Genomic DNA, 19,061 nt, shown 5'->3' on the forward strand with positions numbered 1-19,061 from the left:
ACCTGTGCACCATGAGCATCAATCTACCGTTACCACTGCTGGGCGAAATGGCGATTTTCGTCAAGGTGGTGGAAGCCGGCAGTTTCTCCGAAGCCGCCCGGCAGATGGGCGCTTCGCCTTCCTCGGTGAGCCGCAGCATCTCGCGCCTGGAAAAAGCCCTGGCGACGCGTTTGCTGCAGCGCACGACGCGCAAGTTGCGCTTGAGCGAGGGCGGTGAAGAGGTGTTCACGCGTTGCCGGGAAATGCTCAACGCGGCGCGCTCGGTGATGGAGATCAGCGGCCAGTTCACCCATGAAGCCGAAGGGCTGGTGCGGGTCAGCGTGCCCAAGGCAGTGGGGCGGTTCGTGGTGCACCCGCATATGCCGGAGTTCCTGCGGCGCTTTCCCAAGGTGGATGTGCAGTTGATCCTTGAGGATCGGCAAGTGGACCTGATCGATGACAACGTCGACCTGAGTATCCGCATCACCGACAGCCCGCCGCCGGGGTTGGTCGGCCGGCAGTTGTTGCCCATCGAGCATCTGCTGTGTGCAACGCCGGAATATCTGGCCGAGCATGGTACGCCGGACCATCCCCATGACCTGCTGGAGCACAGTTGCATCTACCTGGGGGAAACACCCGGCGACTCGCGCTGGAAATTCCGTCAGGCCGGCAAGTCGGTGACAGTGGCTGTGCGCGGGCGGTATGCGGCGAACCACACCGGGGTGCGGCTGGATGCGGTGTTGCGGCATGTGGGCATTGGCAGCTTGCCGTATTTCACGGCGCGTCATGCGTTGGAGGCGGGGCGGTTGGTGCAAGTGCTACCGGCGTGGGACTTTATTGCGTCCTACCATGGCGAGGCGTGGTTGCTGCATTCGCCCACGCGCTATTTGCCGCCGAAGTTGCGGGTGTTTATTGATTATCTGGTGGAGTGCATGGCGAAAGAACCGACACTGCGCCGTCGGTAGGTGTGGGGGAGCCAGCTCCCACAGGTATCAGTGCTTGCTCTGGTCTTGCGGCATGGCCAGCAGCTGCTTTTCCTGGTTCCAGTCGAACGGTTCGTCGTTCTGTTCGGCTTCGAAGCGGCGCTCTTCCAGGGCCTGGTACAGGTCCAGTTCTTCATCGGGCATGAAGTGCAGGCAATCGCCGCCAAAGAACCACAGCAGGTCGCGCGGCACCAGGTGGGCAATTTGCGGGTAGCGCAGGATGACCTGGCTCATGATGTCCTGGCCCAGGTATTGGCTTTCGATCGGATCGATCGGCAGCAGGGCGCGCAATTCGTCGAAGCGCTCCAGGAACAGGGTGTGGCTTTCCTCGGGCACCTGTTCGGCTTCGCCGACGGCAACCAGGATGCTGCGCAAGTGGTCGAGCAAGACGAGATGATCGGCAACGACGTTGGACACGAGATAAGTCCTCTAAAGCAAAAACGGGCGCGAGAGTATATAGCTCTCGCGCCCGTTTTTATATGACCGCTCGACTCAGCGGATTTTACCCTCAGCCTGGGTCAGCTCTTCCTTGCTGAAATCGTCCACATCAATAACCTTGCGGCGTGCGGCTTCGGCATCACGCAGGGTTTGCGCCTCGGCCGGTTGCAGTACCCCGGCGTGCAGCGCGGCATCGATGGCGTGCTCCCCGGCAGTCGGTTTGACTTGGCCGCTTTTGAGTGCGGCGTGCAGTTTCTTCTGCAGCGGATGGCTGGCGCCGAGCAGGTCGTAGGCTTGTTGCAGGGCGCCAACCGGATCTTGCGCCGATTGCGGGCGGTAGCAGCCGGCCAGCAACTCTTCCAGGGTCGGGTCGCCTTTGGCGCGGCCGATCACTGCGGCCACTTCGGCATCCAGCGCATCGGACGGCCCGGTGTGGCGACGGCCGAACGGGAACACGATGACCCGCAAGAGGCAGCCCAGGACTTTATTCGGGAAGTTGCTCAGCAATTCATCCAGCGCACGTTCCGATTGACCGAGGCTTTCTTCCATCGCCCAGGCAAACAGTGGCTCCAGGTGATCCGGCGAATCGAGGTCGTGATACCGCTTGAGTGCCGCCGACGCCAGGTACATATGGCTCAGTACATCGCCCAGGCGTGCCGACAGGCGTTCGCGGCGCTTCAGCTCGCCACCCAGCAGCATCATGCTCAGGTCGGCCAGCAGTGCAAAGGCGGCAGCCTGGCGGTTGAGTGCGCGGAAGTAGGCCTGGCTCAAGCGGTTGCCCGGGGCTTTCTCGAAGCGACCCACGCCAAGGTTCAGCACCAGGGTGCTGGCGGCGTTGCTTACGGCGAAACCGATATGCTGCATCAACAGGCCATCGAATTCCTTCAGCGCCTGGTCATGGTCTTCGCGGCCGGCCAGGGCCATTTCCTTGAGTACGAACGGATGGCAGCGAATGGCGCCCTGGCCGAAGATCATCAGGTTGCGCGACAGGATGTTCGCGCCTTCCACCGTGATGAAAATTGGCGCGCCTTGCCAGCTGCGGCCCAGGTAGTTGTTCGGGCCCATGATGATGCCCTTGCCACCGTGCACGTCCATGGCGTGGCTGATGCACTCGCGGCCACGCTCGGTGAGGTGGTACTTGAGGATCGCCGACAGCACCGAAGGTTTTTCCCCCAGGTCCACGGCATTGGCGGTGAGCATGCGCGCGCTGTCCATCAGCCAGGCGTTGCCGCCGATGCGGGCCAGGGCTTCCTGGATACCTTCAAAGGCGGACAGTGGCACGTTGAACTGTTCGCGCACCTGGGCGTATTGGCCGGTGACCAGGCTGGTGAACTTGGCTGCGCCAGTGCCCACGGCGGGCAGGGAAATCGAACGGCCCACCGACAGGCAGTTCATCAACATCATCCAGCCTTTGCCGAGCATCTCCTGGCCGCCGATCAGGTATTGCAGGGGAATGAACACATCCTTGCCGCAATTGGGACCGTTCATGAAAGCGGCGCCGAGAGGCAGGTGGCGGCGGCCGATTTCCACGCCGGGGGTGTCGGTCGGGATCAGCGCCAGGCTGATGCCCAGGTCTTCTTCTTCACCCAGCAGGTGGTCCGGGTCGTAGGCCTTGAACGCCAGCCCCAGCAGGGTCGCGACCGGACCGAGGGTGATGTAGCGCTTTTCCCAGTTCAAACGCAGGCCCAGGGTTTCCTTGCCTTCCCATTCACCTTTGCAGATCACGCCGGTGTCGGGCATGGCGCCAGCGTCGGAGCCCGCCAGCGGGCCGGTCAACGCGAAGCACGGGATGTCGTCGCCGCGCGCCAGGCGTGGCAGGTAGTGGTTGCGTTGTTCGTCGGTGCCGTAGTGCAGCAGCAGTTCGGCCGGGCCGAGTGAGTTGGGCACCATCACGGTGGATGCAAGGTCACCGCTGCGGGTGGCGAGTTTCATCGCGACCTGGGAATGGGCATAGGCGGAGAAGCCCTTGCCGCCATATTCCTTGGGAATGATCAGGGCGAAGAAACCGTGGGTCTTGATGTGTTCCCAGGCGGCGGGCGGCAGATCCATGGCCTGGCCGATCTCCCAGTCGCTGACCATCGCGCAGAGTTCTTCGGTGGGGCCGTCGATAAACGCCTGTTCCTCTTCGGTCAGTTGCACCTTGGGGTAGGCCAGCAGTTTGTCCCAGTCGGGGCGACCGCTGAACAGCTCGCCGTCCCACCACACGGTGCCGGCATCGATGGCGTCGCGTTCGGTTTCGGACATCGGCGGCAGGACTTTCTGGAACCAGCTGAACAGCGGTTTGGTGAAGTATTGTCGGCGCAGATCAGGCAGCAGCAGCGGCGCAGCCACCACCGCGATCAACACCCAGAAAATCAACAGCAGCCAACCTGGTGCGTGGCTCCAGGCGCCCATCGCCAGCAGGTAGACGGCGACCACGCCCAGGGCGGGCAGCGGCGCGACGCGGCGGTGTGCGAGGTAGGCAATGCCGACCACCAGAACCAGTATCCACAACAACAGCATATTCAATCCTCCGTGAAACCAGGGGCGAAACCACCAGGGAGCTTAGTCGGCATCCGAACAAGCAGGGTGATCAGGGTGTTACAAGTTGTACTGGGAGCACCGACATCAGCTGCCGGCAGTGGGCCGAATCGGAGTGATGTGGGCCATGGACGCGTACCTGAGTCCCAGCCGCTTCATCGATAGTGACCACCCTGTGCTGGTGGAGTTCGCCGAAAAACCCCTCGGAACCCACTGGAGTTCAAGTGACCCGCCAGTCAGTATTGATGGGGCGTTGCGAACCGATTCAAGCCACAGGTAAACCGGCGTATGCTGCTGCGCTCATCCAGCCATGCTCATCAACATAAAGGCGCGGTCATGCTGAAGATCTGGGGTCGTAAAAATTCATCAAACGTCAGGAAAGTGCTGTGGTGCGCCGAGGAACTCGGTCTGGACTATCAAGCCATTGATGCGGGCGGGGCCTTTGGTGTGGTCGACACACCGCAATACCGAGCACTGAATCCCAACGGACGGGTGCCGATGATCGAAGACGGCGACTTCGTGCTGTGGGAATCCAACACCATCGTGCGTTATCTATGCGCCAGGCATGCGTCGGACTTTTACCCGAACGACCTGCAAGCCCGGGCCAGCGCCGAAAAATGGATGGACTGGACCACCTCCACGCTCGCCGATCCGTTCAAGGCGGTGTTCTGGGGCATCCTGCGCACCTCGGCCGACAAACAGAACTGGGACAGTATCAACGCCGGGCGCCAAGCCTGTATCGATGCGCTCACCACGGTCGACCAGGCCCTCGCCGAACAGCCTTACCTGTCCGGCCAAGCGTTCGGCATGGGCGATATCCCGCTGGGCTGTTTTATCTACGCCTGGTTTGAAATGCCCATCGAACGGCCTGCAATGCCGCATCTGGAGGCCTGGTACCAGCGCCTGCAACAACGTCCGGCCTACCGCACAGCCGTCATGACCGCGTTGACCTGATACTGACTATTAATGCAGGTGACTGTACTTGTGCCGCGCGGGCAAGCACCATGCCCGCCATGCACCGCAGGTTGAACTACCTGCGGTTCGCCCTCATCTACTCTTTCTATTCCCTTCTTTGGTGCGTAATCCGATATGAGTTCCGCTCTGTCCATCCGGCAGCTAACCAAAACCTACGGCAACGGTTTCCAGGCCCTGAGTGGTATCGATCTGGACGTTGCCGAAGGTGATTTCTTCGCCTTGCTCGGGCCCAACGGCGCCGGCAAATCCACCACCATCGGTATCCTCTCGACCCTGGTCAACAAGACCAGCGGCACGGTGAATATCTTCGGCCATGACCTGGACAAATCCCCGGCGGCGCTCAAGCGCTCCATCGGCGTGGTGCCCCAGGAATTCAATTTCAACCAGTTTGAAAAGACCTTCGACATCGTCGTGACCCAGGCCGGCTACTACGGCATTCCGATGAAAGTCGCCAAGGAGCGCGCCGAGCAATACCTGACCCAGCTGGGCCTGTGGGACAAGCGTGATGTGCCTTCGCGTTCGTTGTCCGGTGGCATGAAGCGCCGTCTGATGATCGCCCGCGCGCTGGTACACGAGCCGCGCCTGCTGATCCTCGACGAGCCCACCGCCGGCGTGGACATCGAGCTGCGTCGCTCGATGTGGACCTTTCTCACCGAGCTGAACGAGAAGGGCATCACCATCATCCTCACCACTCACTACCTGGAAGAGGCTGAGCAGCTGTGCCGCAACATCGGCATCATCGACCACGGCACCATTGTCGAGAACACCAGCATGCGTAACCTGCTGGGCCAGTTGCATGTGGAAACCTTCTTGCTCGACCTGAAAAACAACCTGTCGGTACCGCCGCAGTTGCTCGGCTACCCGAGCCGCCTGGTCGACAGCCACACCCTGGAAGTGCAGGTGGACAAAGCCATGGGCATCACCGCGCTGTTCACGCAGTTGGCGGCCCAGAGCATCGAAGTGTTGAGCCTGCGTAATAAAACCAATCGCCTTGAGGAGTTGTTCGTGTCCCTGGTGGAGAAAAATCTGGCGAAGGTGGCGGTATGAGTTCCGAACTGCAACCCAACCTCGTCGCGCTGCAAACCATCGTCTATCGCGAAGTGAAGCGCTTTACCCGGATCTGGCCGCAGACCCTGCTGCCGCCGGCGATCACCATGGTTTTGTACTTTGTGATTTTCGGTAACCTGATCGGTCGGCAGATCGGCGACATGGGGGGCTTCACCTACATGGAGTACATCGTGCCGGGCCTGATCATGATGTCGGTGATCACCAACTCCTACGGCAACGTGGTCTCCAGTTTCTTCGGCAGCAAGTTCCAGCGCTCCATCGAAGAACTGATGGTGTCGCCGGTGTCGCCGCACACCATCCTGATCGGCTATACCTTGGGTGGCGTACTGCGCGGCCTGATGGTCGGCGTGATCGTGACCCTGCTGTCGCTGTTCTTCACCCACCTGCAGGTGCATCACCTCGGGGTCACCATCCTGGTGGTGGTACTCACGGCAACGATCTTCTCGTTGCTGGGCTTTATCAACGCGGTGTTCGCGCGCAACTTCGATGACATCTCGATCATCCCGACCTTCGTGCTGACGCCGCTGACCTACCTGGGCGGGGTGTTCTATTCCATCACCTTGCTGCCGCCGTTCTGGCAGACCGTGTCGCTGGCCAACCCGGTGCTGCACATGGTCAACGCCTTCCGCTACGGCATCCTGGGGGTGTCGGATATCAAGATCAGCGTGGCGATCACCTTCATGCTGGTGGCGACGGTGGTGTTGTATATCGGTTGCACGAAGTTGCTGGTGAGCGGGCGAGGGATGCGTACCTGACCGCTGACACGCCCTGAAAAATGGCCTCCCAGTGAGGCCATTTTTTTTGGATATACACAGAACAAATGTGGGAGCAGGCTTGCCTGCGATAGCGGTGTATCAGCGATAGATATGTAGCTGACCTACCGCTATCGCAGCATAGGTATCTACACAACTTTTAAGGCTGAACAATCTCCCTGTAGTGAGCGGGCTTGTCCCGCGCTGGGCGGCGAAGCCGCCCCAAACCAGGCGAATTGCGTTTATCTGAAACTGCGCGGTGTCTTTATTGGGGCGGCTTCGCAGCCCAGCGCGGGACAAGCCCGCTCACTACAAAAATGTATAGATACCGGTGGCCATCGCAGGCAAGCCAGCTCCCACAGTTTGATCGGCGTACGGCCTTTAGTTTTTCAGGGCCAGTTCGATCAGCCCATGCAGCTCCTCGACCGTCGGTGGCGCAGTCGAGAACAGGATGCGAAACACCGTCGGTGCCGCCAACAGGTTGATCAGGTGGTCCACGCTGGGTGGCAAGTCATTCGGATAGCGATCCACAATCGTCTGCAACTGCGCGCTCAGGATGCTCACGCAGTACCCCGGCGTCACGCTGCATTGCACATCACGCATCATGTTGCGCCCCGGCTCCGAACTCATTTCATCCAGATACTGCTCGGCCCAGGCCCGCAAGTCGCCGCGCAGGCTGCCGGTAGTGGCGGGCTCGCTGTCCGGGCGCATGCGTGCCAGGGCCACGTCCGCGAGCAGCGCCGAGAGGTCGCCCCAGCGCCGGTAAATGGTCGAAGGCGTAACCCCTGCGCGCGCCGCAATCATCGGCACGGTGACACTGGAGCGCTCATGGGCTTCCAGCAGTTCACGCGTGGCGGTATGCACTGATTCCTGGACCCGGGCACTGCGGCCCCCCGGGCGAAGGCCTTCTTTAATTGCCATGCGTAAAACCTTAACACAAAGAATTTGCTTTAAGCGCTCCCTGGTAGCACACTCCGCAAAAGCAAAATATTAGCTTTAGCGGAGCGTGCCCATGTCCAGCCCTGTTTCTCATCGTTCCAGCCTGGTGTTCCTCGCGATCACCCTGCTGACATTTCTCGCCGCATCCAGTGCGCCAACGCCGTTGTACCACCTGTATCAGGAAGGCCTGCATTTTTCGGCGGGCATGCTCACGCTGGTTTTCGGGGTCTACGCCTTGAGCCTGTTGGTGGCGCTGTTGACCGTGGGTTCACTGTCGGACCATCTGGGGCGCAAGCCGGTGATTTTTGCCGCACTGCTCCTGAATATGCTCGCGATGCTGCTGTTCATCAATGAAGGCAGCGTCGCCTGGTTGATTGCCGCGCGGACCTTGCAGGGATTCGCCACCGGCATGGCCACCGCCGTGTTGGGCGCCGCCTTGCTTGACACGGATCGCCAGCAGGGGCCGCTGGTCAATAGCGTAGCGCCTTTGCTTGGGATGGCCTGCGGGGCGATGGGCAGCAGTTTGCTGGTGGAGTTCGCGCCACTGCCAACCCAGTTGATCTACTGGACGCTGCTCGCGCTGATGCTGTTACAGGCCGTGTATGTATGGCGCCTGGCGGAAACCGTCAGTCGCATCCCCGGCGCACTCGCTTCTTTGCGCCCGACCCTGCATGTACCGCCGCAAGCGCGCCGGGCACTATGGCTGGCCTTGCCGGTCGATGTGGCGGTGTGGGCAATGGGTGGGTTTTATTTGTCGCTGGCGCCTTCACTGGTACGGGCGGCGACGGGCTCCACCTCCAATTTGATCGGTGGCGGTCTGGTGGCCGTGCTCACGCTGAGCGGGGCGCTGATGATTTTCAGCCTGCGCAACCGCCCGGCCGACAAGGTGTTGCGCCTGGGCGCCGGGTTGCTGGCCGTAGGGGTGACGTTGATCCTCACGGCCGTACACAGCGCCAGCCTGCCGCTGTTCTTCGTCGCCACCCTGATCGCCGGCAGCGGTTTTGGCGCGGGCTTTCTCGGTGCCTTGCGCAGCGTGGTGCCGCTGGCCTTGCCCCACGAGCGCGCGGGGCTGATGTCGGCGTTCTATGTGTTGAGCTACCTGGCGTTCTGTTTGCCGTCCCTGCTGGCGGGTAACCTGATTCGCAGCTTCGGCCTGATCGCCACCACCGATGGCTACGGCGCGGTGCTCATCGTGTTGTCCGTCGGTGCCCTGATCGCTCTGCTGCTGCAGGATTCGGCGCGGGCCAGGGCGACGACGGGGGACTGATGGGTATAATCGGTGCCCCTATCGCCTGGTCGAGATTCAAGCATGAAGATCATCCGCAGCAAGGACTTCACTGGCAGCCGTGCCTGGGAAGCGCTGGACATCGCGAATATGAACGGCATCACCACGCGTCTGCACTGGACCGATCAGCCGTATCGCTGGCACGTCAATGACGGCGAAGAAGTGTTCGTAGTGTTGGATGGTCGGGTGCACATGCACTATCGCGATAATGGCTTAGAACAGGTGGCGGAGCTGGAGGTTGGAGATATCTTCTATGCCAGTATCGGCACCGAGCATGTGGCGCACCCACAGGGGTCGGCGCGTATTCTGGTGATTGAAAGCGAAGGCAGCGTTTGACGCCATATAGGCAAAGTAGATAACAGATAGAGATATTACCCGTTATATAGATATTCGAGCAGGTTCTACCATGCCCTCACCCTCATACGAGGAAGAGGATTTCCATCATGACCTGCTCGACCACCCTCAGCTACAGACCCTTTAGTCATCTGACCCGCCCGCGGGAAGTGATTCGCCAGTTCACCCCGAACTGGTTTGCCGCGACCATGGGCACCGGCGTGCTGGCGCTGGCCCTGGCGCAACTGCCCGTCAATTGGCCCGGCCTGCATGCGGTGGCCGAAGGACTGTGGTTGTTCACCATCGGCCTGTTTGTCGTGTTCAGCGGGTTGTACGCGGCCCGTTGGCTGATGTACTTCCAAGAGGCGCGGCGAATTTTCGGACACTCCACGGTTTCGATGTTCTTCGGCACGATCCCCATGGGCCTTGCGACTATCCTCAATGGCTTGCTGTTTTTCGGCCTGCCGCGCTGGGGCAGCGCCGTGATACCGCTGGCCGAGGCGCTGTGGTGGCTGGACGTGGCCATGGCGCTGGCTTGCGGCGTGCTTATCCCGTTCATGATGTTCACGCGCCAGGAACACAGCATCGACCAGATGACGGCCGTCTGGCTGCTGCCGGTGGTTGCCGCCGAAGTGGCCGCCGCCAGCGGTGGCTTGCTCGCGCCGCACCTGGCTGACGCCCACGCGCAACTGGTGATGTTGGTCACCAGCTACGTGCTGTGGGCGTTTTCCCTGCCGGTGGCGTTCAGCATCCTGACCATCCTGATGCTGCGCATGGCCTTGCACAAACTGCCCCACGCCAATATGGCCGCCTCAAGCTGGCTGGCCTTGGGCCCGATCGGCACGGGTGCCTTGGGCATGCTCCTGTTGGGCGGCGACGCGCCGGCGATCTTCGCGGCCAATGGTTTGCCCGGTGTCGGTGACATGGCCGACGGTCTCGGGCTGGTGGCGGGCATTACGCTGTGGGGCTTCGGCCTCTGGTGGATGCTCATCGCGGTGTTGATTACCCTGCGTTATCTGCGCGCCGGTATCCCGTTCAACCTGGGCTGGTGGGGGTTTACCTTCCCGTTGGGGGTGTACGCGCTGGCGACGCTGAAGCTGGCGAACCTGCTGCAGTTGGGCTTCTTCAGCGTATTGGGCAGTGTGCTGGTGGTAGCGTTGGCGCTGATGTGGCTGATCGTCGCCACGCGCACCGTGCAGGGCGCGTACAAAGGTGAGCTTTTTGTTTCTCCGTGTATTGCGGGACTAGCGAATAAGTAAGCGGGATTAGGTAGAGTCGTGGCCTGAATGCTTTTACAAAAAAATAGGCCACCCAGGAACACGGACGATGAGCCACCCCTCGCAATTCACCTTGCTGCGCACACGGCGCTTCCTGCCGTTTTTCATCACCCAGTTGCTGGGCGCGTTCAACGACAACATCTTCAAGCAATCGCTGATCCTGGCCATTCTCTACAAGCTCAGCATCGAGGGCGACCGCTCCATTTGGGTCAACCTGTGCGCGTTGCTGTTCATCCTGCCGTTCTTTCTGTTCTCGGCGCTGGCCGGGCAGTTTGGCGAGAAATTCAACAAGGACGCCTTGATCCGCGCGATCAAGATCGGCGAGATCGTGATCATGGCCGTGGGCGCCACCGGTTTCCTGACCAACCACCTGGAATTGATGCTGCTGGCGCTGTTTGCCATGGGCACCCATTCGGCGCTGTTCGGGCCGGTCAAATACTCGATCATGCCCCAGGCCCTGCACGACGATGAGCTGGTGGGCGGCAACGGCCTGGTGGAAATGGGCACGTTCCTGGCGATCCTGGCGGGCACCATTGGCGCCGGGATCATGATGTCGTCCACCCATTACGCGCCGGTGGTGGCGGTGGCGATCGTCTCCGTGGCGGTGCTGGGTTACCTGGCCAGCCGCAGTATTCCGCGGGCGGCGGCGTCGACGCCTGGGTTGCGTTTGAACTGGAACATTTTCAGCCAATCCTGGGCCACGTTGCGCCTGGGTCTGGGGCAGACGCCGGCCGTTTCGCGGTCCATCGTCGGGAACTCGTGGTTCTGGTTCGTTGGCGCGATCTACCTGACGCAGATCCCGGCCTATGCCAAAGAATGGCTGTACGGCGACGAAACCGTGGTGACGCTGATCCTCACCGTATTCTCGGTGGGTATCGCACTGGGTTCGATGCTCTGCGAAAAGCTCTCCGGGCGTAAGGTCGAAATCGGCCTGGTGCCGTTCGGCTCGTTCGGCCTGACCGTGTTCGGCTTGTTGCTGTGGTGGCACTCCGGCGGTTTCCCGCAGAACGTGCAGGCCAACGACTGGCTCGCCGTGCTCGGTTATGGCCAGGCGTGGTGGGTGCTGTTTGATATTCTCGGCCTGGGCGTGTTCGGCGGCTTTTATATTGTGCCGCTGTATGCGCTGATCCAGTCGCGCACTGCCGAGCACGAGCGTGCACGCGTGATCGCCGCCAACAACATTCTCAATGCCTTGTTCATGGTGGTCTCGGCGGTCGTGTCGATCCTGCTGCTGAGCGTGGCCAAGCTGTCGATCCCCGAGCTGTTCCTGGTGGTGTCGCTGCTCAACATCGCGGTCAACACCTATATCTTCAGGATCGTGCCCGAGTTCACCATGCGTTTCATGATCTGGCTGCTCAGCCATTCGATGTACCGCGTGGAGCACCGCAACCTTGCCGCCATCCCGGACGAAGGCGCGGCGTTGCTGGTGTGCAATCACGTTTCGTTTGTTGATGCGCTATTGATTGGCGGCGCGGTGCGGCGGCCGATTCGCTTTGTCATGTACTACAAGATCTACCGTTTGCCGGTGCTCAACTTTATCTTTCGCACCGCCGGGGCAATTCCGATTGCCGGGCGCAATGAAGATATCCAGATCTACGAAAAGGCCTTCACGCGGATTGCGCAGTACCTGAAGGAAGGGGAGTTGGTGTGCATCTTCCCGGAAGGCAAGTTAACCGCTGATGGCGAGATGAACGCGTTTCGCGGTGGCGTGACGCGCATTCTGGAGGAAACGGCGGTGCCGGTGATTCCGATGGCGCTGCAGGGGTTGTGGGGGAGTTTCTTCAGTCGCGATCCGAACAAGGGGTTCTTGCGTCGGATCTGGTCACGGGTGGTGTTGGTGGCGGGTGAGCCGGTGGACGGGCCGACACCGGCGCGGTTGCAGGAGGTGGTGAGCGGGTTGCGGGGGAGTGTCAGGTAGTTTTTGTGGTGGATCTACCGGCCTTTCGCAGGCAAGCCAGCTCCCACATTTGACCGAGTTGTTCATGTGAATACGGTCAAATGTGGGAGCTGGCTTGCCTGCGAAGGCGCTAGTGGCCTAAGTGCTGATCTTGAGACCAATGAGCCCGCAAATGATCAACGCCACACTGGCCAGCCTGAACAACGCCATGGACTCCCCAAACAGAATAATCCCGGCGATCACCGTGCCCACGGCACCCACGCCGGTCCAGATCGCGTAGGCGGTGCCCAGGGGCAGCTCTTTCATCGCCAACCCCAGCAGGCCGAGGCTCACAGCCATGGCGGCAATTGTCAGGACGGTGGGCAATGGCTTGCTGAAACCGTCGGTGTACTTCAGGCCAACGGCCCAGCCGACTTCAAACAAACCCGCAAAAAACAGAATGATCCAGGACATGATGACCTCCTACCGTTAGGTGGGGTCGTCCCCGGATTAGGCGCTTGAGAGCGTCGCGGGGTCGTCCCCGCGAAGCCGGTAGAGTGCCCAAAAGTGCTCGGCCGATCAAGCCTGCGGGGTGTTCTCCAAGACGCGACGGTCTTCCTTTTCGCTCATGCGACGGAAGTAGGTCGACAGCAGTGCCCCGGAAATATTGTGCCAGACGCTGAACAACGCACTCGGCACCGCCGCCAGCGGCGAAAAATGCGCACTGGCCAGCGCGGCGCCCAGCCCTGAGTTCTGCATGCCCACTTCCAGCGCCAGCGACTTGCGCTGCGCCAACGGCAACTTGAAGACGCGGCCGGTGAAATAGCCCAGCAGGTAACCGAAGCTGTTGTGCAGCATCACCACCGCCATGATCAACAGGCCCGACTCGGCAATCTTCGCCTGGCTCGCCGCGACCACCGCCGCGACGATGATCACGATGCTCACCACCGACACCAGCGGCAACACGTCCACCGCATGGCGCACCCGCTCGCCGAGCACACGTTGCGCCAGTACGCCCAGCACGATCGGCAACAGCACCACTTGCAGGATCGACCAGAACAACTCCATGAATGACACCGGCAGCCAGGCCGAGGCCAGCAACCAGATCAGCGCCGGCGTGAGCAGCGGCGCGAGGAGGGTGGTGACGGCGGCGATGGCCACCGACAACGCCAGGTCGCCCCGCGCCAGCCAGGTCATCACGTTGGACGAGGTGCCGCTTGGGCAGCAACCGACCAGGATCACGCCGACGGCAATTTCCGGCGGCAGGTGAAAAGCCTGGCACAGCAACCAGGCCACGCCCGGCATGATCACAAAATGCGCGACCACGCCCAGGGCCACGCGCCACGGATGGCGGGCGACCTCGGCGAAGTCGTCCATCTTGAGGGTCAGCCCCATGCCGAACATCACCAGGCCCAACAGTGGGACGATGGCGCTTTTAAGGCCGATGAACCAGCCGGGTTCGAGGAAGGCGACGACGGCGAAAATCAACACCCAATAGGCGAAGGTATTGCCGACGAAACGGCTCAAGGCGGCGAGTGCGCGCATGGGGATGTCCTTTTTTTAGAGTGCTGGGAGTGGAACCCCGATCGAATGGGGGAACTGGCTGGTGTGGGAGCTGGCTTGCCTGCGATAGCATCAACTCGATCTAAATCAAGACCGAGGTGCCTGCATCGCGGGCAAGCCCGGCTCCCACACAAGCCGTGCCCACATAAGGCCTGTGTCGCCTCTAGATACCCTGCGGAGTCTCTTCACCACCGAGGGCTTCAACCAACGCCGGCAGGAACTCACCAAACGTCAGCATCATCAGGGTAAAGCTCGCATCCAGTTGGCCCAGGGCTTCTTCACCACCGTCCTGTTCCGCCTGGTCCTGCAGCAGGTCTTCGAACTTCAGGCGTTTGACGGTCATCTTGTCGTCGAGCATGAAGGACAATTTGTCCTGCCAGGCCAGGGACAGTTGGGTCACGACTTTGCCTGTGGTCAGGTGCAGCTGGATCTCTTCGCCGGTCAGGTCCTGGCGCTTGCAACGCACAATGCCGCCGTCTTCGTGGGTGTCGCGCAGCTCGCATTCGTCGAGGACGAAGAAGTCATCGGCCGGCTTTTGGGTGGTGACCCAGTCGGTCATGATTGCGGTTGGCGCGGTTTTCACCGTCAGTGGGCGAACCGGCAGGGTGCCGATCACTTCACGCAGGGTCGACAGCAAGTCTTCGGCGCGTTTCGGGCTCGCCGAGTTCACCAGGATCAGGCCCTGTTTCGGCGCGATGGCGGCGAAGGTCGACGAGCGACGGATAAACGCGCGCGGCAGGAAGGCCTGGATGATTTCATCCTTGATCTGGTCGCGTTCCTTCTTGTAGACCTTGCGCATCTGCTCGGCCTCGATCTCTTCGACCTTTTCCTTGAGCGCGTCACGTACGACGCTGCCCGGCAGGATGCGTTCTTCCTTGCGCGCGGCGATCAGCAAAAAGTCTCCGCTGACGTGTACCAACGGCGCGTCTTCACCTTTACCAAACGGCGCGACGAAACCGTAAGTGGTCAGTTCCTGGCTTGCGCAAGGGCGCGCCAGTTTGGTGGCCATGGCCGCTTCCAACGCCTCGGCATCAACAGGCAGATCTTGGGTCAGGCGATAGATAAGCAGGTTCTTGAACCACATGGGGTGAGTCTCTCCTTTATACAAAGGGGGGCATTATTCTCTTGATAACGTCCCAGGCCAACCCTGCCTAAGCCATTGGAAGCTATCAAAAAAAAGATTTAAGAAAGTGCTTGCCAGACCCAGGGTCGCTCCGTAGAATGCGCGCCACACCGAAACGAAGGGTGATTAGCTCAGCTGGGAGAGCATCTGCCTTACAAGCAGAGGGTCGGCGGTTCGATCCCGTCATCACCCACCATTCGCTTCAAGTGTTACGCGCAGCGGTAGTTCAGTCGGTTAGAATACCGGCCTGTCACGCCGGGGGTCGCGGGTTCGAGTCCCGTCCGCTGCGCCATATTCGGTAACCTGGAACACTGAACGCCAGGTCACCACAGGAAGCCCGCTCAATGAGCGGGCTTTTTGCTATCTGGGGTTTGCAAAACCCAAAAAACGCCGCCGATCATTTCCAATGATCGGCGGCGTTTTTTATGGGGCAATCAGAAATCCCAGCGGGTGGTGACCATGAAGTTGCGCGGCTCACCGTAAGCGGCGGAGTTATAGAAGCCGATGTTAGTGTAGTAGTGCTTGTCGAACAGGTTGTTGACGTTCAGCGTCGCCGACAGGTTTTTGGTGACCTGATACTTGGTCATCAGGTCCACCAGCCAGTAAGCGTCCTGGGAAAATTCTTCGTACTGCTTGTGCGGGGTGTTGTAGATGTCCTGCCAGCCCACGCTCTGCCAGCGCACGCCACCGCCGACGGTCAGCTTGTCCAGGTTGCCCTTGAGTTTATAAGTGGTGAACAGCTTGACCTGGTCTTCAGGCTCGAAGGTGGAGATCTTCACGTCCTTGTCGTCGCGTACGACCTTGTGGGTGTAGCCGGCCTGGAGTTGCCAGCCGGGCGCAATTTCGCCGGACATCTCCAGCTCATAACCTTTGGTGACGGCCTTGCTGCTCTTGTAGGCGTAGTTGTTCGGGGTTGGCTTCTGGTTGTTGTACTCATCATCCGAGAGGGCGCGGTTGGACTCGTGGATTTCAAAGTAGGCCGCGCTGGCGTTCACGCGACCGTCGAGGAAATCGGCTTTCACCCCCAGTTCCCAGTTCTGGCCTTCATCCGGCTCAAGCAGCTTATTGTCGCGGTCGCGGTTGTAGTTCTCCTGCGGCATGAAGATATCGGTGTAGCTGGCGTAGACCGCGTACGTGTCGTTCAAGTCGTACACGGCGCCGATGTACGGCACGAATCGCCCGGACTCGCGGTAGTTGGGGTTATAGCCCGTGACCTGGTAGTTGACCACGCGCCCGCCCAATAGCAGCTTGAGGTCGTCGGCGAGATTCAGGCGGGTGGTCACATAGGCGCCGGTCTGGCGCACGGTGTCATCGGTCAGTGATTGCGCGCGGCCCCAGTCCGGGATTGCGGCGTGGCCGTGCCAGTTGTTGAAGTCGACACTATTGGGGGCGAGGTTCCAGTAGCCTTTGCCTTTCCACTCCGAGGCGCTGATGGAGCCGCCCAGCACCAGCTCGTGCTCGCGGCCGCCCAAGCTGAACGGGCCGCTCACGTACAGGTCGGCGGAGTCGCTGACGGTTTCGCCGGTGTACTTGCCCGAGGTGAGCTGCGCGGTGCCGTCCGGCTGTGGCTGGTCGCCCTGGATCGAGCCCATCAGAGCGTGGTAGCCGTTGATTTTGTGATCCAGTTGCAGCTTGGTTACCCAGCCGTTGCCCAGGTCGTGTTCGAGCATGGCAAATACGGTGCGGGTGTATTGTTCCCAACTGCTCCAGTCGGCAGCGTTATTGAATGAGCGCTTGACGCTGTTGCGGTCGCCGTTGGAATTGATCAGCGGGAAACTGCCCGACCATGAAGAGCCTTTGGGCAGGGTGTCCTGATAATCGCCGCCGACGGTGAGCAGCGTATCGGGGGACAGGTCGAACTCCATGATGCCGTAGTACGTCGGGCTCTGGCGCGAGTAGTGGTCCATGAACGAATGTTTGTCCTGGTAGGCCGCTACGGCCCTGCCACGCACATTGCCGCTTTCGGTCATCGGGCCGCTGACATCCAGCTCGCTGCGGTAGTTGTCCCAGGAGCCGGCGCCGAGGGTTGCGTGCCCCTGGAAGTCGGCGGTAGGTTTCTTGCGCACCAGGTTGATCGTCGCACCCAACGAGCCGGCGCCGGTGAGCAAGCCGGTGGCGCCCTTGAGCACTTCGACACGGTCGTAGATCGCCATGTCGCTCAAGGTATTGCCCGCCGAGTAGGCAACGTTGCGCGCCGTGGAGGGGATACCGTCGTACTGGAAGTTGTTGATGGAAAAGCCACGGGCGTAATAGTTGGTACGCTCGGTGTCGAAGGCTGAAACGGTGATGCCCGGGGTATGGCGCATCACGTCGTCGACGTTGTTCAGGCCGAAGTCATCCATGTGCTGGCGGGTGACCACGCTCACCGACTGCGGGGTTTGCTTGGGCGTCAACACCAGGCGCATGGACGTGGCGATCGTGCCGGGCGTGTAGGAACCGGTGTCTTCGGTGACGTTCCCCAATTGGTTGGCGGTGACGGCGGTCGGGCTCAGTTCCATGGTGCCGTTGCCCGCAACGGGGACGGGTTGCAGTGCGTAAACCTGATCGCCTTTCACCGCACGGAAGCCGCTGCCTTGCAGCAGCCTGTCGAACCCGTCCTGCAGCGCGTAATGACCTTTCAGGCCTGGGCTGTCGAGGCCTTCCAGCGCGCGGGACTGGAACACGATCGCCACACCCGCCTGCTGCGCAAAGCGGTTGAGCGAACTGCCCAGCGGCCCGGCGGGGATGTCGTAGGTCTGGGCGGCGACGCTGACGGTATCCGCCCAGGCCAGGCTGACGTTCAGGCTGGTGGCGATGAAGATGGCCAGGGACAGTGGCGCGCTTTTAAGTAGGCGAAAGCGTCCGCGCGGGTAGGAAGGGGTATGCATGGTGAAGGCAGTCCTTTACGTGTCGAATTACCTTCCTTGACGGGCAGCCTCGGAAAAACCGGAAGCAAATGCGAATAATTATTTATTGGGTGGTGTTTTATTGGCAGGTGTTTCGGGACTCACCACGATCAACCAGGGGGTAAAGGTCTGCACCTGGATCGGCAATGTTTGCGCCAGCAGTTGCAAGGCATGGTCGCTGTCGTCCAGCGGAATCACCGCAGACACGCGCAGGCCCTGCAGGGCGTGGCGATCAAATTGCACGTGGCCGGCGCGGTGCCGGGCGATTTCGTCCAGCACCTCGGGCAAGGGGCGGTTCTCCACCACCAACTGATGGCGGCGCCAGGCTTGATCAATGCTCGTCGGGTCAATAGTGCCGGCCAGGCGCACCGCGTTCGAGCGCATCAAGGCCTGCGAGCCGGCGTCGACTTCGAGGGTCTGCTGGCCGTCGGCGCTTTGCGCGGCCACGCGTGACTCGAGCATGCTCAATACGGTGACGTCCCCCTGGCGCTTGACCACGAACCGCGTGCCCAGCGCACGCAGCGTGCCTTGAGGCGTTTGCACGACAAACGGCCGCGTGCGGTCATGGGCGACCTCCACCCGTATTTCACCTTGCAGCAGTTCAATGCGGCGCTGTTTGTCATCGAAGTACAGGTTTGCCGAACTGATGCCGTTGAACGCCAACACAGAACCATCCGCCAGTTGCAAGGTTTGCCATTGGCCAGGGCCGTTGCGCACATCGGCCATCCACTGCTGCGGGTAAGGGCTGACCAGCAAGGCCGCCGCTGGAATCGCCAGGCTGCACGCCAACGCCAGCGCGCGGACGACGTTTTTGCGGCGACGCTTGTCGGGCTGGGTGAATGCTGCGCTCAACGCCGCCCGCGCCGGTGCGTTCTTGCCGCGCAGGGCCTGCATGCGGGAAATGACGGCTTCCATTCGTGCGGCCGCCGCGGCGTGATTCGGGCCTTGTTGCTTCCAGCCTTCAAACGCCAGGCGCTGGGCCTCGTTCAGTTCGCCCTCGTGCAGGCGCAGCAGCCATTCGGCGGCTTGTTCTTCGATTTGTTGGTGGGCGTGCGACATGCTTGA

The 19,061-nt window shown here is 61.1% G+C and carries 16 protein-coding genes, 2 tRNA genes and 1 pseudogene; 11 read left to right on the top strand and 8 right to left on the bottom strand.

Annotated elements, in window-relative coordinates; genetic code table 11:
- Positions 1-11: 11 nt before the first annotated feature.
- A complete protein-coding gene (locus KVG91_RS19110) occupies positions 12-944 on the top strand; it encodes a LysR family transcriptional regulator (protein WP_169376515.1) in 933 nt (310 codons plus the stop codon).
- A 27-nt stretch (positions 945-971) separates the two neighbouring features.
- Here KVG91_RS19110 and KVG91_RS19115 read toward each other — a convergent pair whose 3' ends face one another.
- Both KVG91_RS19115 and KVG91_RS19120 read right to left on the bottom strand, forming a co-directional pair.
- Positions 972-1,379, bottom strand: a complete 408-nt coding sequence (locus KVG91_RS19115) for a PA2817 family protein (RefSeq protein ID WP_083359297.1) — start codon at positions 1,377-1,379, stop codon at positions 972-974.
- A 75-nt stretch (positions 1,380-1,454) separates the two neighbouring features.
- A complete protein-coding gene (locus tag KVG91_RS19120) occupies positions 1,455-3,902 on the bottom strand; it encodes an acyl-CoA dehydrogenase (RefSeq protein ID WP_169376514.1) in 2,448 nt (815 codons plus the stop codon).
- A 145-nt stretch (positions 3,903-4,047) separates the two neighbouring features.
- Between KVG91_RS19120 and KVG91_RS27615 the strand changes: the two are divergent.
- The 4 genes and pseudogenes from KVG91_RS27615 to KVG91_RS19135 form a co-directional block, all read left to right on the top strand.
- Positions 4,048-4,179: pseudogene (locus KVG91_RS27615) on the top strand (cysteine protease); the annotation flags it as partial.
- A 77-nt stretch (positions 4,180-4,256) separates the two neighbouring features.
- The gene (locus KVG91_RS19125) at positions 4,257-4,874 is read left to right on the top strand and encodes a glutathione S-transferase family protein (protein ID WP_169376513.1); all 618 of its coding nucleotides are present in this window, start codon (positions 4,257-4,259) and stop codon (positions 4,872-4,874) included.
- 135 nt (positions 4,875-5,009) lie between these two features.
- Positions 5,010-5,942: an ABC transporter ATP-binding protein gene (locus KVG91_RS19130; RefSeq protein ID WP_169376512.1), complete on the top strand. Its 933-nt coding sequence runs from the start codon at positions 5,010-5,012 to the stop codon at positions 5,940-5,942.
- The gene (locus KVG91_RS19135; protein WP_076954801.1) at positions 5,939-6,718 is read left to right on the top strand and encodes an ABC transporter permease; all 780 of its coding nucleotides are present in this window, start codon (positions 5,939-5,941) and stop codon (positions 6,716-6,718) included. The genes KVG91_RS19130 and KVG91_RS19135 overlap by 4 nt, the downstream gene beginning before the upstream one ends.
- Before the next feature lie 378 nt (positions 6,719-7,096).
- On the opposite strand, the gene KVG91_RS19140 is transcribed toward KVG91_RS19135, so the two are convergent.
- Positions 7,097-7,636, bottom strand: coding sequence for a TetR/AcrR family transcriptional regulator (locus tag KVG91_RS19140; protein ID WP_169376511.1), 540 nt, complete (start codon positions 7,634-7,636; stop codon positions 7,097-7,099).
- Positions 7,637-7,727: 91 nt separating this feature from the next.
- Here KVG91_RS19140 and KVG91_RS19145 point away from each other — a divergent pair, with 91 nt between their 5' ends.
- The 4 genes from KVG91_RS19145 (at position 7,728) to KVG91_RS19160 (ending at position 12,467) form a co-directional block, all read left to right on the top strand.
- Entirely contained in the window at positions 7,728-8,921 is a 1,194-nt protein-coding gene (locus KVG91_RS19145) for an MFS transporter (protein WP_217894924.1), read from the top strand.
- Positions 8,922-8,963: 42 nt separating this feature from the next.
- Entirely contained in the window at positions 8,964-9,275 is a 312-nt protein-coding gene (locus tag KVG91_RS19150) for a cupin domain-containing protein (RefSeq protein ID WP_169375190.1), read from the top strand.
- A 107-nt stretch (positions 9,276-9,382) separates the two neighbouring features.
- On the top strand, positions 9,383-10,531 hold the full coding sequence (locus tag KVG91_RS19155) for a TDT family transporter (protein ID WP_169375189.1): 1,149 nt from the start codon (positions 9,383-9,385) through the stop codon (positions 10,529-10,531).
- A 67-nt stretch (positions 10,532-10,598) separates the two neighbouring features.
- The gene (locus KVG91_RS19160) at positions 10,599-12,467 is read left to right on the top strand and encodes an MFS transporter (RefSeq protein WP_169375188.1); all 1,869 of its coding nucleotides are present in this window, start codon (positions 10,599-10,601) and stop codon (positions 12,465-12,467) included.
- A gap of 117 nt (positions 12,468-12,584) precedes the next feature.
- Here the strand turns inward: KVG91_RS19160 and sugE are convergent, their stop codons facing one another.
- From sugE to rdgC, 3 genes are all read right to left on the bottom strand, one after another.
- Positions 12,585-12,899, bottom strand: a complete 315-nt coding sequence (gene sugE, locus KVG91_RS19165; RefSeq protein WP_054897869.1) for a quaternary ammonium compound efflux SMR transporter SugE — start codon at positions 12,897-12,899, stop codon at positions 12,585-12,587.
- A 105-nt stretch (positions 12,900-13,004) separates the two neighbouring features.
- Positions 13,005-13,970, bottom strand: a complete 966-nt coding sequence (locus KVG91_RS19170) for a bile acid:sodium symporter family protein (RefSeq protein ID WP_169375187.1) — start codon at positions 13,968-13,970, stop codon at positions 13,005-13,007.
- 181 nt (positions 13,971-14,151) lie between these two features.
- Complete coding sequence (gene rdgC / locus KVG91_RS19175) at positions 14,152-15,072, bottom strand: recombination-associated protein RdgC (RefSeq protein WP_076954793.1); 921 nt, start codon at positions 15,070-15,072, stop codon at positions 14,152-14,154.
- Positions 15,073-15,231: 159 nt separating this feature from the next.
- Here rdgC and KVG91_RS19180 point away from each other — a divergent pair.
- Together KVG91_RS19180 and KVG91_RS19185 are read left to right on the top strand one after the other, a co-directional pair.
- Positions 15,232-15,307: transfer RNA gene (locus tag KVG91_RS19180), tRNA-Val, on the top strand.
- A gap of 19 nt (positions 15,308-15,326) precedes the next feature.
- Positions 15,327-15,403: transfer RNA gene (locus KVG91_RS19185), tRNA-Asp, on the top strand.
- Positions 15,404-15,545: 142 nt separating this feature from the next.
- Here the strand turns inward: KVG91_RS19185 and KVG91_RS19190 are convergent.
- Together KVG91_RS19190 and KVG91_RS19195 are read right to left on the bottom strand one after the other, a co-directional pair.
- On the bottom strand, positions 15,546-17,978 hold the full coding sequence (locus KVG91_RS19190; protein ID WP_169378568.1) for a TonB-dependent siderophore receptor: 2,433 nt from the start codon (positions 17,976-17,978) through the stop codon (positions 15,546-15,548).
- A 78-nt stretch (positions 17,979-18,056) separates the two neighbouring features.
- Positions 18,057-19,055, bottom strand: a complete 999-nt coding sequence (locus KVG91_RS19195) for a FecR family protein (RefSeq protein ID WP_169378567.1) — start codon at positions 19,053-19,055, stop codon at positions 18,057-18,059.
- Positions 19,056-19,061 lie beyond the last annotated feature (6 nt).

The organism is Pseudomonas azadiae (genome assembly GCF_019145355.1).
Taxonomy (GTDB): domain Bacteria; phylum Pseudomonadota; class Gammaproteobacteria; order Pseudomonadales; family Pseudomonadaceae; genus Aquipseudomonas; species Aquipseudomonas azadiae.

Bases quoted from the DNA above. Each gene is read 5' to 3' on its own strand.
- KVG91_RS19145 (WP_217894924.1), top strand. From the start codon at position 7,728: ATGTCCAGCCCTGTTTCTCATCGTTCCAGCCTGGTGTTCCTCGCGATC.
- KVG91_RS19160 (WP_169375188.1), top strand. From the start codon at position 10,599: ATGAGCCACCCCTCGCAATTCACCTTGCTGCGCACACGGCGCTTCCTG.
- KVG91_RS19170 (WP_169375187.1), bottom strand. From the start codon at position 13,970: ATGCGCGCACTCGCCGCCTTGAGCCGTTTCGTCGGCAATACCTTCGCC.
- KVG91_RS19150 (WP_169375190.1), top strand. From the start codon at position 8,964: ATGAAGATCATCCGCAGCAAGGACTTCACTGGCAGCCGTGCCTGGGAA.
- KVG91_RS19110 (WP_169376515.1), top strand. From the start codon at position 12: ATGAGCATCAATCTACCGTTACCACTGCTGGGCGAAATGGCGATTTTC.
- KVG91_RS19190 (WP_169378568.1), bottom strand. From the start codon at position 17,978: ATGCATACCCCTTCCTACCCGCGCGGACGCTTTCGCCTACTTAAAAGC.
- rdgC (WP_076954793.1), bottom strand. From the start codon at position 15,072: ATGTGGTTCAAGAACCTGCTTATCTATCGCCTGACCCAAGATCTGCCT.
- sugE (WP_054897869.1), bottom strand. From the start codon at position 12,899: ATGTCCTGGATCATTCTGTTTTTTGCGGGTTTGTTTGAAGTCGGCTGG.
- KVG91_RS19130 (WP_169376512.1), top strand. From the start codon at position 5,010: ATGAGTTCCGCTCTGTCCATCCGGCAGCTAACCAAAACCTACGGCAAC.
- KVG91_RS19125 (WP_169376513.1), top strand. From the start codon at position 4,257: ATGCTGAAGATCTGGGGTCGTAAAAATTCATCAAACGTCAGGAAAGTG.
- KVG91_RS19195 (WP_169378567.1), bottom strand. From the start codon at position 19,055: ATGTCGCACGCCCACCAACAAATCGAAGAACAAGCCGCCGAATGGCTG.
- KVG91_RS19135 (WP_076954801.1), top strand. From the start codon at position 5,939: ATGAGTTCCGAACTGCAACCCAACCTCGTCGCGCTGCAAACCATCGTC.
- KVG91_RS19155 (WP_169375189.1), top strand. From the start codon at position 9,383: ATGACCTGCTCGACCACCCTCAGCTACAGACCCTTTAGTCATCTGACC.
- KVG91_RS19120 (WP_169376514.1), bottom strand. From the start codon at position 3,902: ATGCTGTTGTTGTGGATACTGGTTCTGGTGGTCGGCATTGCCTACCTC.
- KVG91_RS19140 (WP_169376511.1), bottom strand. From the start codon at position 7,636: ATGGCAATTAAAGAAGGCCTTCGCCCGGGGGGCCGCAGTGCCCGGGTC.